Origin of the sequence: Vibrio sp. SCSIO 43140 (assembly GCF_023716585.1) — a bacterium.
GTDB classification, from domain to species: Bacteria; Pseudomonadota; Gammaproteobacteria; order Enterobacterales; family Vibrionaceae; genus Vibrio; species Vibrio maritimus_B.
The window spans coordinates 3,587,579-3,602,486 of sequence record NZ_CP071850.1 but is presented as its reverse complement, the minus strand read 5'-3'; the positions used below and the strand labels follow the sequence as shown (position 1 = coordinate 3,602,486).

Annotated in this window: 14 protein-coding genes; all 14 read left to right on the top strand. The window is 47.7% G+C overall.

The genetic code is table 11. The features are described from left to right. Window positions 1–4 precede the first annotated feature (4 nt). The 14 genes from pilM to J4N45_RS17115 all read left to right on the top strand — a co-directional run bounded on the left by pilM (window position 5) and on the right by J4N45_RS17115 (window position 14,844). Window positions 5–982 carry a pilus assembly protein PilM gene (pilM, locus tag J4N45_RS17180; protein WP_252012672.1) on the top strand — a complete coding sequence of 326 codons (978 nt, stop codon included), beginning with the start codon at window positions 5–7 and terminating at the stop codon, window positions 980–982. 1 nt (window position 983) lies between these two features. Then, window positions 984–1,145: a PilN family protein gene (locus J4N45_RS17175; RefSeq protein ID WP_252012671.1), complete on the top strand. Its 162-nt coding sequence runs from the start codon at window positions 984–986 to the stop codon at window positions 1,143–1,145. Between the two features lie 231 nt (window positions 1,146–1,376). Then, complete coding sequence (locus tag J4N45_RS17170; RefSeq protein WP_252012670.1) at window positions 1,377–1,955, top strand: type IV pilus inner membrane component PilO; 579 nt, start codon at window positions 1,377–1,379, stop codon at window positions 1,953–1,955. After that, window positions 1,952–2,461, top strand: coding sequence for a pilus assembly protein PilP (locus tag J4N45_RS17165; RefSeq protein ID WP_252012669.1), 510 nt, complete (start codon window positions 1,952–1,954; stop codon window positions 2,459–2,461). The genes J4N45_RS17170 and J4N45_RS17165 overlap by 4 nt, the downstream gene beginning before the upstream one ends. 89 nt (window positions 2,462–2,550) lie before the next feature. After that, the gene (locus J4N45_RS17160) at window positions 2,551–4,200 is read left to right on the top strand and encodes a type IV pilus secretin PilQ (RefSeq protein ID WP_252014712.1); all 1,650 of its coding nucleotides are present in this window, start codon (window positions 2,551–2,553) and stop codon (window positions 4,198–4,200) included. A 185-nt stretch (window positions 4,201–4,385) separates the two neighbouring features. Then, the gene (gene aroK, locus J4N45_RS17155) at window positions 4,386–4,904 is read left to right on the top strand and encodes a shikimate kinase AroK (protein ID WP_042477283.1); all 519 of its coding nucleotides are present in this window, start codon (window positions 4,386–4,388) and stop codon (window positions 4,902–4,904) included. A 29-nt stretch (window positions 4,905–4,933) separates the two neighbouring features. Further along, a complete protein-coding gene (gene aroB, locus J4N45_RS17150; RefSeq protein WP_042477191.1) occupies window positions 4,934–6,019 on the top strand; it encodes a 3-dehydroquinate synthase in 1,086 nt (361 codons plus the stop codon). A 100-nt stretch (window positions 6,020–6,119) separates the two neighbouring features. Continuing rightward, complete coding sequence (locus J4N45_RS17145) at window positions 6,120–7,619, top strand: SPOR domain-containing protein (protein WP_252012668.1); 1,500 nt, start codon at window positions 6,120–6,122, stop codon at window positions 7,617–7,619. 158 nt (window positions 7,620–7,777) lie between these two features. Next, on the top strand, window positions 7,778–8,602 hold the full coding sequence (locus J4N45_RS17140) for a Dam family site-specific DNA-(adenine-N6)-methyltransferase (RefSeq protein ID WP_234495071.1): 825 nt from the start codon (window positions 7,778–7,780) through the stop codon (window positions 8,600–8,602). A gap of 80 nt (window positions 8,603–8,682) precedes the next feature. Further along, window positions 8,683–9,360, top strand: coding sequence for a ribulose-phosphate 3-epimerase (gene rpe / locus J4N45_RS17135; protein ID WP_252012666.1), 678 nt, complete (start codon window positions 8,683–8,685; stop codon window positions 9,358–9,360). Between the two features lie 12 nt (window positions 9,361–9,372). Next, window positions 9,373–10,053, top strand: coding sequence for a phosphoglycolate phosphatase (locus J4N45_RS17130; RefSeq protein ID WP_128648105.1), 681 nt, complete (start codon window positions 9,373–9,375; stop codon window positions 10,051–10,053). Window positions 10,054–10,211: 158 nt separating this feature from the next. Next, complete coding sequence (gene trpS / locus J4N45_RS17125; RefSeq protein ID WP_252012665.1) at window positions 10,212–11,228, top strand: tryptophan--tRNA ligase; 1,017 nt, start codon at window positions 10,212–10,214, stop codon at window positions 11,226–11,228. 274 nt (window positions 11,229–11,502) lie between these two features. After that, a complete protein-coding gene (locus J4N45_RS17120) occupies window positions 11,503–14,121 on the top strand; it encodes an ExeM/NucH family extracellular endonuclease (RefSeq protein WP_503055438.1) in 2,619 nt (872 codons plus the stop codon). 141 nt (window positions 14,122–14,262) lie between these two features. Next, complete coding sequence (locus J4N45_RS17115) at window positions 14,263–14,844, top strand: aminodeoxychorismate/anthranilate synthase component II (RefSeq protein WP_252014711.1); 582 nt, start codon at window positions 14,263–14,265, stop codon at window positions 14,842–14,844. Window positions 14,845–14,908 lie beyond the last annotated feature (64 nt).

The window sequence follows — 14,908 nt, the reverse complement described above, 5'->3', positions numbered from 1 at the left end:
TTTCATGGCAAGAAAATGGATTACGGGGATTGATATAGGTCACCACAGCGCCAAGGCTGTTGTCTTGGTTCGCGATGGGGTGAGCCTCACCCTAGTAAACCATCTGGAGCTCAACGGATGTGGTGCTATTTTCTCCGATCCTCACACCCTTAAACATCAGGATAGTGTTAAGAAACTTAAAATTCTCCGAAAGATTGCCCCGTTAATGCGCAGTAACGCAGCGATAGTCGTGCCTGAAAGTGCCGTGATCAGTAAGGTGGTGAACTTAGAGGCAGGGCTTGAAGGGCAAGAGCAGGTTTTTGCAATCGAACAGGCGATGAATCATCAAACGCCGTTTCCTGTTGATGATATCGCTCTAGATTTTGTCCAACATGCGCCAGAGCAGGGTGCGAGCAGTGACGCCTATCGAGTTCATGTGACTAAGCAATCAATGGTATCCAACTGGAGTCAAACCATTGCTAAGTTGGGGTTTAAACCCAAGTTGATGGATACCACGAATGGCGCGTTACGTGGCGCTCAGAGTTGGCTGGTCACTCAAGCGTCATCCCTATCGAATTTTGCCGTCTTAGAGCTTGGTCATCAACATGTTACTTTGCTTCCTCCCACAGGCGTATCGCCTGACCTTGCTAAGTCTTGGTCGATAGATACACAAGATACCTTGCTATCTAACCCATCCGCGCGTTTTAAATCCAATTCTGAAGTGATGTTTGAGTCAGTAGCAAGCCGAGTCGTCTCTCAGCTTCAACTTTATCGGTCTGTTGCAGGCATAGATTCGATATCAGGCGTTCTGCTCATGGGTGGGCATGCGATGGAAGAGGGGTTAGCTAGTGTTGTCGCTAAACACTTATCGTGCGAGGTAAAGGTTGCTGATTATTCGACCTTGAGTTGCCACAAGAGTAAACGCAGTGAGCGGTTGCCTGCGAGTTTTTCGGCAGCATTTGGCGTTGCGATTAACGGCCTTGACTGGTTAGCGAGTCATTAACATGGCGCTGATCAACCTACTGCCGTGGCGAGAAGAGCAGCGCAACCAACGCCGCCAGAGACTCATGCTGATGTTCATCACAGCAACATTCGTTGGCTATGTTAGTGCTTACTTCGCCATGGTTAAGACGGAAGGAGAGGTGAGCGCTCAGCGAGATCGGTGAGAGTACGGCTGTACTTGCGCAAATGCTTGACCGGTTTGAGCAATCAAAGGTGATCAATAGTGTGGAGATACACTCTATTGTTCACAACCGAGAACGATTTGGAAACAAGTTCCAATCCTTTCAGCTCTCTTTTCACCTCGATAGTGAGGCACTTTTGCTATCGGTATTGAAAGAACGGGTTTCGAAAGAGCGGGTATCGAAAGAGCAACAACGACTAGATGGTGAGCACTAATGTCATTGGATTTCGATTTAGACGATATTATCGATTGGTCATTAGGTCCACAGCTGCTGTTGGCCGCGTTCATCTTGCTGGTATCCACAATGTTGAGTACGTGGTTTTTGGTCAAGCCTAGCTATGAAGATTTGAATTATTACAAGCAACAAGAGAGCCAGCTAAAGCAAGAATTAGAGGTGGTCGCACGCAAAGCAGCAATGTTACCGATTGCAGCTAAGCAGATTGAGGATTTAACCATTCACTACGAGCGATTAATGAAGCAGCTACCTGCTCAGCAAGAGCTAGCAAGCGTGCTAGCTGCGATGAATGAGCAAGGCTTGAATAACCATTTGACCTTCACACGCATCAACTGGGGTAAGCGAAAACCTCAGCAATTTTTACTCAAGTTACCTATCGATATCGAACTGACTGGGAGTTATGACGATATCGGTCGATACACACAAGCCATTGCCGAGCTTCCAAGAATAGTATTGATTGAGAACGCCGAGTGGCAGCGAGTGAGCCTTGAGAGCAGTACGTTGCACTTTCGTGTTAATGCGTCGACTTATCAATACGTTCAGGAGCGCTTGGAATGAGAAACCCTAGGTGGACATTATGGCTTATTACGACGCTACTCGGTGGCTGCAATGCCCATCAAGACTCATTGGAGAGTTTTATTGTCATGACGGAAGCGAAAACCGAGCAACAGCACGTCGCAGAGCGCTTACTAAAACCCGCTGAACTCGTTGAATTCAAGAGTTTTCACTCTCGCTCGCCATTTGATTTACCCAAAACGGCGCTTCTTCAAACGCCAGACCGAAATAAAAGTTGCTGGCAACCTAGATCAAGAACTAAGCAAGGTTTGGAGCGGTTTCGACTCGATGAATTGCAAGTAAAAGGTGTGATGAGCAAAGGTGGAAAGATGAGTGGTCTGGTGATGTTGCCTAATCGTCGAGTGGTTCAAGTTGAGGTCGGGCAGTATCTAGGCGAGAACAATGGCAAGATTGCAAAGATCACCGATAGCGGGCTGATCATCGGCGAAACCTTATCCGATGGGTTAGGTTGTTGGTATCAGCGTCAGATTAAGTTGGCGATGAAGTAGTGGAGAAGGCAGTGCAGTATCACGTTAATTTTGGGGCTCGATATCTAGTCATTGCTCTGGCGTTAGTTTTGTTTGGCTTAGTCTCCAGTATGGCAAATGCCAACAATCTAAAGCGCGTATCCTTTGAGGTGGATGACAAGCGTCAGGGCGTCATTGTTATTGAGTTATCTGATAACGCTATTGCGGTGGATGTCGCCGGGGCTGAGTATGGTCTCGATATCATGCTCCAACAAACCTCGGTGGGCGCTGAGCAGATGTCGATTTATGATGTAACCGATTTTGCCACATTGGTGAACACGATAGAGGTATTCGATGAAGCGCCACACGCTCGCCTTCAAGTTTCCTCAACCCAAGCTGTCGACTATCAAACGATGGTAAGAGGGAATCAACTTCGAGTGACCGTTATTCCACTCACTCAAGAAAAAGCCGATGAGAAAGCGCTCGAAACCATCAACAAAGGGCAACTAACCTCGATTAATTTTCAAGATATGCCTGTGCGCAACGTGCTTCAGCTTCTTGCCGATTACAACGATTTCAATCTAGTCGTATCCGATACGGTGCAAGGCAATCTCACATTGCGATTAGATAGCGTGCCGTGGACAGACGTTCTGGACATTATCTTACGAGTGAAGGGGCTTGATAAGCGAGTGAAAGGGGACGTAGTGTTGGTCGCTCCCAAGGCTGAGTTAGACAGGCAGGAGAAGCAAGCGCTTGAAAAGAACCGACTGACTGAGCAAATAGGGCAGCTCGAGTCGCAGATCGTCAAGATTCACTACGCGAATGCGTCGGATGTCGCCGCCATGATTGGTGGCGAAGGGGCGGTGAGTATGCTCTCTGAAAGAGGCTCTGTCGCGATTGATGAGCGGACCAACTCCCTCCTGTTACGTGAGTTGCCGAGCAACATTAACGTGATTAAATCGATCATTGCAGAGCTCGATGTACCGGTTAAGCAGGTACAGATAGAAGCGCGTGTTGTGACGATCAAAGAAGGTAATATTGAAGAGCTTGGTATTCGTTGGGGTGTCAGTTCGACCAATGGCAATACGACAATTGGTGGCTCGATTGAGAGTAACCTGGCCGCCGCAGGCATTGGTGACGGGAGCCTTGAAATCGATGATATTCTGAACGTAAACTTGCCAGCCATTTCCGACAATGCATCGAGTATCGCCTTTCAAGTGGCGAGTCTAGGTTCAAACACCTTACTCGACTTAGAACTCTCGGCGCTACAAAACGAGTCAAAAGCAGAGATCATTTCAAGCCCAAGGCTTATCACCACGAACAAGAAATCCGCCTACATTGAGCAAGGGACTGAGATCCCATACCTCAAATCCACTTCAAGTGGCGCAACTGCGGTAGAGTTTAAAAAGGCGGTGCTCTCGCTTACCGTCACCCCACAAATTACGCCGGACAATCGACTCATTTTAGATTTGGACGTTACCCAAGACCGTGTTGGTGAAGTGCTGAAAACCCTCGAAGGAGAAACGGTCGCAATCGATACTCAACGAATTGGCACCCAAGTATTAGTCAACAATGGCGAAACGGTGGTTTTGGGAGGAATTTATCAACATTCCTTTTCAAATAAGATAGATAAAGTGCCGCTTCTCGGTGATATTCCGGGTTTAGGTGCATTATTTAGACGAACCTACGAAAATATCGGCAAGAATGAGTTATTAATCTTTGTCACGCCACAGATCATTACCCCTACACCCATCGTGGCTGAGCTTGGTAACTCATTGTAATTTAGCCAGTAATTGAAAATGACTAAAAATAAAGTTGCATTCAAGTCACCTTACCTTGATAATTTCGGGTCTTATCACGACTTATCTGTGAGGAATCGGTGCCACAAGCCCTTTTTTCCGAGGCTCCTTATCGGTCTTTTCTTGTGGCGATGTCATTGAATTAACGTTGTAAATTAATGCTGAACATGGCTGAGAAACGTAATATTTTTCTTGTTGGCCCTATGGGTGCCGGCAAAAGTACAATCGGTAGACACCTAGCTCAACAACTTCATATGGAGTTTGTTGATTCTGATACCGTAATTGAAGAGCGCACAGGCGCAGACATCGCATGGGTGTTTGACGTTGAAGGCGAGGAAGGTTTCCGTAAGCGCGAAGAAACCGTTATTAATGATCTAACCGAGCAGCAAGGTATTGTACTTGCTACTGGTGGTGGTTCTGTAAAGAGCAAAGACAACCGTAACCGTCTGTCTGCTCGCGGTATCGTTGTTTATCTAGAAACTACTATCGAAAAACAACTAGCTCGCACAAACCGCGACAAAAAACGTCCACTACTTCAAACGGATAACCCACGCGAAGTACTAGAGAACCTAGCGGACGAGCGCAATGATCTATACAAAGAAGTAGCGGACTATGTTGTTCGTACTGACGATCAAAGTGCAAAAGTGGTAGCCAACCAAATCGTAAAAATGCTAGAAGAAGGTTAATCAAACCTTTTTTATTAGGAGAGCAAACCATGGAACGGATTACGGTCGATCTTGGTGAGCGCAGCTACCCAATTTCAATTGGTGCCGGGTTATTCAAAGACTCGGCTCAATTTGCCCAAATTCCAGACGGAAAATCGGTGGTGGTGATTACCAACACCACAGTTTCCCCTCTATATGCTCAAACCATTCTTGAACAGCTTGATAGCAAAGGGTGTAAGACCTCGCTGCTAGAATTGCCGGATGGTGAGCAATACAAATCGTTAGACACCTTCAACACCGTGATGACCCATTTGCTTTCCGGCAACTATGGTCGTGACGTGGTGGTCGTTGCTCTTGGTGGCGGCGTGATTGGTGACCTAGTCGGCTTCTCTGCCGCTTGTTATCAGCGCGGTGTTGATTTTATTCAGATCCCAACGACTCTGTTGTCTCAAGTCGACTCGTCTGTTGGCGGCAAGACTGCAGTTAACCATGAGCTGGGTAAGAACATGATTGGCGCCTTTTATCAGCCTCAATCTGTCATTATCGATATCGAGTGTTTGAAAACCCTTCCAGAGCGAGAGTTCGCTGCTGGCATTGCAGAGGTTATCAAGTACGGCATTATCTACGATCCGTCTTTCTTTGAGTGGCTTGAAGAGAATCTCGATAAGCTGTATGAACTCGATCAGCAAGCACTGACCTACGCGATTGCACGTTGCTGTCAGATCAAAGCTGAGGTGGTCGCGCAAGACGAGAAAGAGTCGGGTATTCGTGCGTTATTGAATCTAGGTCATACATTTGGTCATGCGATTGAAGCAGAACTAGGGTATGGTAAATGGTTACATGGAGAAGCGGTCTCTTCGGGTACGGCAATGGCGGCGCATACTGCACAACTGCTTGGTGACATTACACCAGAGCAGGTGACTCGTATCATTAGCCTGCTTGAGCGTGCCAAGTTGCCGGTGCACACACCAGAATCAATGAGCTTCGATGATTTTATGAAGCATATGATGCGCGATAAGAAGGTGCTTTCGGGCAAGCTTCGTTTGGTGTTGCCAACGTCTATCGGTACCGCTCAGGTCGTCTCTGACGTACCAAGTGACTTGATCAAGCAAGCAATCGATTTGTGTCGACAGTAATGTCGTCTCATCAAGCCTTAGTTAGGCTGATGACGCTTATATGAGAAGAGGCTCCATTGTGGGGCCTTTTTTAGTTTGGATGGGTGTAAATAGGGAACGAATGAGTTTGTCCTACGAATTGCGAGTGCTTGAACTCGACTCGCAGACACAATTACTTGAGCGAATGCAGCTGTTAACTCAGTTTGCATCGAATTTTGTTGTCGTCAAAGGAGAAGCCGGAGCCGGTAAAACGTGGTTGGCACATCGCTTCTTGGAAGCGTGGTCGCACGACAAAAACCAGTCGCTGGTCACCTGTCTTGCGAATCAAGAAGATGAGGTGAATCGCGGCAACATCTTAAGGCAGTTGTTTCCTCAATCGATGTACAGCACAACAGATTCTCTCAACGACAGTGTCGAGCGTATTTTAGAGGGCGAGTCCTGTAACATCGTGATTGTGGTAGACAATGCCCATCACGCCTCGCAAGCACTGCTGGCTGAACTGTGGTTGTTGTTCACCGCGGCCCAGCACACCCCGAAGCAAAATATTAGTATTGTACTGTTTACCGCTAGTGACTCCGTGTCGAGCAAGCTTTCCCGGCTAAGCCATGGTATGGAAGCGAAGCCCGTTGAGCTGGATGTGGATGAGCTGTCGGACGCGGAAGCAGAGCAGTTTTTTGAAAGTTTAGTGCTTCGCTATCTTGATGAAAGCGTTGAAAAAAGAACCAAAAGCGCGTTTACTAATACCAGACCACTTCCCGGAGAGATTTTGGCGCTAGGAGAGCACAAGGTGGAAAAGAAAGTGATTATTCGTTCTTTAGTCGGTTCGCCGGCTAAGATTGCAGCCACAATTGCAGTGATTCTGTTACTGCTGTTTTTAGGCTACCGTTGGCTCCTGCAGTCACCAAAACCAAGTGTTGAGCCGCTAGAGTCAGCATCGAGTGAGCAAACGGTCATTCCGACCTTAGATCAGCCACAAGATGCGGCGACGCTCGAGCAAGCAGAAAAGGCCAATCGAGAGATGCCTGATGATCTAACAGCAACGGATGACTCATTGGCACTGCCTCCGACAGTAACGTCAGAAACCGCGAGTGTAGGCGAAGCGGAATCGGGTGAGCGTGTTGTCATTACCTCCGATGTCGTAGATGCCCTGCTTGAGGATAAAACGGATATTGCTGCCGAGAAAGCCACGGAAATACAGCAAGCGGTGGATAGTGCCAGCACTAGCGCTCAGCAAGCGACTCGCTCACCACAAACGCCACCAGAAGAGACTGTGGTCGAGATAGAAGAGAGCGAAGCATTGCAAACACCCATTACCTTCTCTTTTGCGAGAGACCAGCTCAATGCACTGCCATCGAATAGTTACACGCTGCAAATCGCGGCAATGACCGAGATGGAAGACGTGCAGCTGTTCCTAAACCAGCACACCTTCGATAAGCCAATTCGTGTCTACCCGACGCTGCGCGGTGAGGAAAAGTGGTATATCGTTACCTACGATAACTTCCCAAGCATTCAATCGGCTCGAGATGCGGCAGATAATCTGCCTAGTGAGATCAAGTCTCTGGGTCCTTGGCCAAAAGCGATGAGCCAAGTGAAACGAGAAATCGAACGCTGGGCTGAATAAGCTTTCGACTTAGTCGCCTGTGAGCGAGTTAACGGCGACTCAGTCAACATTTACACCCAGCGCTGTTGACCTTTCTACCAGAAAGGTCAACATAACAATTTGAATTATGATATATTCCCCAGCCTTAATTTTTGGGGTGGCAGTAAATAGAGCAAGTAATGAAGAAGCAACGTGCCTTTCTTAAGTGGGCTGGTGGAAAATATGGCTTGGTTGAAGACATTGAAAAGCATCTGCCAGACGCTAGAAAGTTGGTAGAACCCTTCGTTGGTGCAGGCTCTGTTTTTCTGAATACGGATTATGAGCAATACCTGCTCGCCGATATTAACCCCGATCTTATCAATCTTTACAACCTGCTTAAGACGCAGCCAGAGCAATACATTGCCGAGGCAAAACGTCTGTTCACTCCAGAGCATAATCGTAAAGAAGTCTATCTCGATATTCGCGCTCAGTTTAATCAAACCGACGATGTTATGTTTCGCTCGGTGGCATTCCTGTACATGAACCGCTTTGGGTTTAACGGCTTGTGCCGTTACAACAAAAAGGGTGGCTTTAACGTACCGTTTGGTTCTTACAAAAAGCCATATTTCCCTGAAAATGAGATGGAGTTTTTTGCGGAGAAGGCGAAGAAAGCAACCTTTGTGTGCGAGGGTTACCATGAGACCTTTAAACGCGCCCGCAAAGGCAGCGTGATTTATTGCGATCCACCGTACGCACCGCTCTCTAATACAGCTAATTTTACCTCTTATGCAGGTAATGGTTTTACCTTAGATGACCAAGCTGCGCTGGCGGATGTGGCGGAGCACGCGGCATTTGACCGTGGCATTCCAGTGCTGATCTCCAATCATGATACGACATTAACGCGACGCTTGTATCATGGTGCTCAACTCAATGTGGTCAAAGTGAAACGTACCATTAGTCGTAATGGTGCCGGGCGCAATAAAGTCGATGAATTATTGGCATTATTTGAGCCACGAGATCAATAACTCCTCGTTAGGGGCTAGGATTTAATCAACCGCTTCGGTAGAATTGCGCACGCTTGCAATCCATTTCACTGAGGTTAGGTATGAAAGATTTTCTTATTGCTCCATCCATTCTCTCTGCAGACTTTGCTCGTCTGGGTGAGGATGTCGAAAAAGTACTCGCTGCGGGTGCTGACGTCGTTCACTTCGATGTGATGGATAATCACTATGTGCCTAACCTAACGTTCGGTGCGCCAATCTGTAAAGCGCTGCGCGACTACGGCATCACGGCTCCTATTGATGTTCACCTAATGGTGAAACCTGTAGACAGCATAGTGCCTGACTTTGCTAAAGCTGGCGCAAGCATGATCACTTTCCACGTCGAAGCGTCTGAGCACGTTGACCGTACGCTTCAGCTCATCAAAGAGCACGGCTGTCAGGCGGGCGTGGTACTCAACCCAGCAACGCCGCTTTCTTGCCTAGATTACATCATGGACAAGGTCGACCTAATTCTACTGATGTCAGTAAACCCAGGCTTTGGCGGTCAGTCGTTCATCCCATCAACGCTAGATAAGCTGCGTGAAGTTCGTAAGCGTATCGATGCATCGGGTCGTAACATTCGTCTAGAGATTGATGGCGGCGTTAAGGTGGATAATATCCGCGAAATCGCTGAAGCGGGCGCAGACATGTTTGTTGCGGGTAGCGCTATCTTCAATCGTCCTGATTATAAAGAGGTGATTGATGAGATGCGTGCTGAACTTGCGAAAGTAGAAAGCAAGTAACGGGCAGTCATGATGAGCACAATTAAACTCGTTGTATTCGATCTCGATGGTACGCTTCTCGACAGCGTGCCTGACCTTGCCCTAGCGGCTGACCAAGCGGTTCAAGAGCTTGGTTACCCTGCGGTAACAGAAGAGCAAGTTCGTGACTATGTTGGCAATGGCGCTGACATCTTGATTGGTCGCTCGCTGAGCCAAAGCATCGAGGTTGACTCGAGCTTGTCTCCAGAGCTACTCGCGAAAGCGCGTGTTCTGTTCGATGATTTTTATAAAGCGAGTGGTCACAAACTTAGCCACCTTTACCCAGCAGTGCATCAAACGCTGGATACCTTGGTTGCAAACGGTATCACTGTCGCTCTACTGACGAATAAGCCATCGAAGTTTGTTCCAGAACTACTAGAGCAGCACAAGCTGGATAAATACTTTAAGCATGTGTTGGGTGGCGACGCGTTTGAAAAGCGCAAACCTGACCCCATTGCTCTGCATTGGTTAATGGAGCAAGAACAAGTCTCTGCCGACCAAGTACTGATGGTTGGCGATTCAAAGAATGACATCCTTGCGGCGCGCAATGCGGGTTGTCACGCGTTTGGTTTGACCTATGGTTACAACCATGGTGAGCCAATTGCTAATGCCAAGCCTGATTTTGTCGCTGACATTGTGTCGGACGTGCTAAAAGCGGTCGGTATCGACGCTTAACTTCCTCAAAATGCCGCGAAGCCAGTGTCTTTGGGTATCCTCGTTATAAAACACTGGCAAAATACTCGCCAATGAGTACACTGCTAAAACCGCGTTAAAATAACGCGGTTTTTCATTCTCCTAAATTATCTCGTCAAGAAGTCGAAGGAATCATAATCATGAGCAAACCCATTGTATTAAGTGGTGTTCAGCCGTCAGGTGAACTAAGTATCGGTAACTACTTGGGTGCTCTACGTCAATGGCAACAAATGCAAGACGACTATGACTGCCAGTACTGCGTTGTTGACCTTCATGCCATCACGGTTCGCCAAGATCCGAAAGCGCTGCATGAAGCAACTCTAGACGCACTAGCAATCTGTCTTGCGGTTGGTGTTGATCCAAAGAAGAGCACGCTATTTGTTCAGTCACACGTACCAGAGCATGCTCAACTTGGTTGGCTTCTTAACTGCTACACCCAAATGGGTGAACTGAATCGTATGACTCAGTTTAAAGACAAATCTCAGCGTTATGCGAACGATGTTAACGTCGGTCTATATGACTACCCAGTGCTGATGGCTGCGGATATCCTGCTGTACGGTGCGCATCAAGTGCCGGTCGGTAGTGACCAGAAGCAACACCTAGAGCTAGCTCGTGACATCGCGACTCGCTTTAACAACATCTACAGCCCTGAATCGCCAATCTTTGAAGTGCCAGAGCCGTACATTCCGACTGTGAATGCGCGTGTAATGAGCCTACAAGATGCGACTAAGAAGATGTCTAAGTCGGACGATAACCGTAAAAACGTGATCACGCTGCTAGAAGAGCCAAAGTCGATTCTTAAGAAGATCAACAAGGCGCAAACAGATACAGAGACGCCGCCACGCATTGCCCACGATTGGGACAACAAAGCGGGTATCTCTAACCTAATGGGTCTGTACTCTGCAGCAACCGGTAAAACGTTTGAAGAGATTGAAGCGCAATACGCTGGCGTTGAAATGTACGGTCCATTTAAGAAAGATGTCGGTGAAGCACTCGTCGCTATGCTTGAGCCAATCCAATCTGAGTACCGTCGTATTCGTGACGATCGTGCTTACATGGATGAAGTGATGCGCCAAGGTGCAGAGAAGGCATCTGCTCGCGCGGCAGAGATGCTAGCGAAAGCGTACAAAGCGGTGGGTTTTGTCGCTCGCCCATAGGTGTAACGCACTTAATTATTGATAATTAAATCATTGAATTTAAAGCCCCTTGGTTCGCCAAGGGGCTTTTTTTGTGCGTATTCACTTATCCTGTTGATAGTTTGGCACAGGTGGCAAACTTGGTACTTTAAATTTGATCGATATCTCAGTTAACTGAATGTCCATTATTCATTTGCAATAAAAATGACAACACTCGTCTCGAAAATAGCAAGCTTATATACAACAAAGTGCAATCATGGCAACGGACAGATTGCCATTCAATTCGAGGTGAATGATGACACGCACAAACAAAAAGCAGTGGTTGGCGTTGACTATCTCATCCGCATTAGCGGCTGGGGCGCACGCCGAAATTTTTATTTCTCAGTATGTTGAAGGTGGTGGCTATAACAAAGCCGTTGAGATAGCGAACTCAGGTGACAGTGATGTCACTTTGACTGACTATCAACTGGCAAAGTCACCTAATGGCAATGGTTCTTGGGATTCGCTCGACCTGTCGAGTTACACCATTCCAGCGCATTCGGTATTGGTGTTTGCAAACTCCAAGGCTGATGAGGCAGTGCTGGCGCTAACGTCGGTTGCAACAACTCATCAAGCGCTGAACTTTAATGGTGATGACCCTATTGCATTGTTGGATAGCAATGGGCAGGTTCTGGATATGGTTGGTGCGATGGGTGAGACCTTCGGCAAAGATAAAACCCTAGTTCGCTACCAAAATGCCTATCAGCCATCGAGTGTCTACATTGCGCAGCAATGGGTAACGTTAGCAAAAGATGACCTTACCGGACTGGGGGAGCTCGAAGCTCTTGAGCCTCCGCAAGCCTTCCAGTGTCTCGATAATGGTAATGACCCGGTATTTACCGCGATTCAGGCGATTCAAGGAGAGGGGAGTCGCTCGCCATACATCAATGGCTACCCTTATATCACGGATGAGCAGTTCTTTGTTCAAGGCGTGGTATCCGCAGTCAGCACGGGCATTAACCAAGGCTTCTATTTGCAGGCTCTAGAAGATGATCATAACCCGCTGACATCAAATGGTTTGTATGTTTACACCCAGTCTAATCCAAACCTTGCGGCTGGAGATGTGGTGTGTGTTCGCGGGCAAATCCAAGAGTTTTACGGTCAAACACAGCTAAAACTTAATGAGCAAGATTGGGTAAAACAGGGCGAGCAGACAGCGCCTGTAGCGACACAGGTCGAGGTGTTGGCATCCGATGAGAACTTTGAACAAACCCTTGAGCGCTACGAGGGAATGTTGGTGAATCTGCCACAAGCCCTAGATATGCGCGTCAGCCGCACCTTTGGTTATGACTATTCTGCTCGTCGCAATAACATGGTGCTGGCTCACGAGAGGGTGAATCTGCATCCGAACCAAAAATACGCGGCCGGATCGGATGAGGCTAAGGCGCAGAGTGAAGATAACTCACTTCGCCGTCTATTCGTCGAGTCACCGACGCCAGCCGCCAATGGCGTGGTGCCTTACTACCCTGAGTTTGGTCGCAGCGATGTCGACCAAGATGGCAGCACCGAAGATTACATTCGTATCAACGATACCCTATTTGGCATCGAGGGTGTGATTGGCTACAGCTATGGCGACTATCGCTTGTACGTGACCAGTACCATCTCTAAGGATAATTTTGTTCGTAATACGCCGCGTACCGAACAGCCTAACCTAGCGGAGCAACCTTGGAATAAAAAAGATCTGCGCGTTGCGACCTTTAATGTACTCAACTATTTCACTTCACCATTTGGTGGTGATGAGAACCGTTTCGGAAGTAATCGCGGGGCAAGTAACCTAGGCGAGTTTGAGGTACAACAAGAGAAAATCTTACAAGCTCTGCTGCGTTTAGATGCCGACATCATTGGGTTGATGGAAATTGAGAACAATGGTTTTGGTGATAACGGTGCCATCGCTCAGTTGGTGAACGAGCTAAATGCGCGAGTGGATAATCGCAAACAGCGCTATGAGTTTGTGTCTGTCGATAGTAACCAAGATGGTGTGATTGATGCGTTAGATGCTGTGGGTACCGATGCGATTACGACAGGTGTTATCTATCGCCCAAGCAAGGTAAAACTCAAGCAGGTCAACGTGATAGAAATGCCGCGCCAGATCGCCCCAGAGGTGCTGGATGATGATGGCAAAGTGATCGAAGATGGTAAGAACTATCAGCGTAATACCCTAGCACCAACCTTCAAGGTGAAGGGGGGCAAAGAGAAGCTGACCGTGGCAGTGAATCACTTTAAGTCAAAAGGCTCCAAATGTTGGGAAGATGCGGCTCCCGAGTCTGAGGGTGGGCAAGGTGGTCAAGATGTCGATCAGCAAGGCTCATGTGAGGCATTTCGCGTAGCGGCAGCAGTGGCATTGGGTGATGCGCTTGCTCAAATTAAGGGGCATAAGGTGGTGTTAGGTGATTTCAATGCCTACGGCAAAGAAGACCCAATGCTGGTACTGACAGACTATACGGCTGAGCAATATGGCAAAGTCATTCGCGCTGCTCGCAATACCTTCATTGGTGAAGATGAGCAGTTTGGAGATAAGGGCGCTGTTATCGACCACAACTATGGCTTTATTAACGTGCTGGGTGAGATGCACCCTGACGGTTGGAGCTATTCTTACAATGATGAAGTAGGTGCGCTAGACCATATCCTCATTAGCCCGAGCTTATCAAAGCGCGTGGTTGATGCGACCGAATGGCACATCAATGCGGCGGAATCGACCTTGTTTGATTATAACGATGAGTACAAAGGTGATCTGCCTAAGTATCAAGATCATTACCGCTCGTCAGATCATGATCCTGCTGTCATTGATCTCAATATAAATGGCGGCTCCGTTGGTTTTTTTGCTCTGTCTGTACTTGGTCTTATGGGATGGCGTCGTCGACAGCTAAGTCGCTAATACATTCTGATCAAATCTAACGCATACGCGGTGGGACCTTAGGTCTCGCCGCGGTTTTCTTCTTATTTTTTCTTGCCTTTCTGCCACCATGTTGCAAAATACCGCCTTATTTTTTGCAAACTCAATGTGACCGCGAGCGCTATGCTACTCATCATCGATAACTACGACTCCTTTACCTTTAACCTGTTTCAGTACTTCTCTGAACTGGGCGCTGAGGTGAAAGTGGTACGCAATGATGAGATTGATATTGCAGGCATTGAGGTTCTAAACCCTTCCCACTTGGTCATTTCCCCTGGCCCTTGTACACCCAATGAAGCAGGGATTTCGCTCGAGGTGATCAAACACTTTGCTGGCAAATTACCACTGCTTGGCGTCTGCTTAGGTCATCAGGCGATTGCACAGGTGTTTGGTGGCGAGGTGGTACGAGCAAGACAAGTCATGCACGGTAAGACATCACCGATTCGACACACGGATCAGAGTGTATTCTCAGGACTCAACAACCCTCTCACTGTGACGCGTTATCACTCGCTTATTGTTGATCGTGACAGTCTACCTGATTGCTTTGAGGTGACCGCTTGGACCGAGCTTGAGAGTGGTGAGTTCGACGAAATCATGGGGTATCGTCATAAGAGCCTCAACATCCACGCAGTGCAATTCCACCCAGAATCCATCAAGACTGAGCAAGGGCACGAGCTTTTGCGTAACTTCTTGTTGCAGAAATAGTCGATCCAGATCACTTTTTTTTGTTTTCTTATCTCTCATAAGTTTAACTTATGGGATTGCAAAA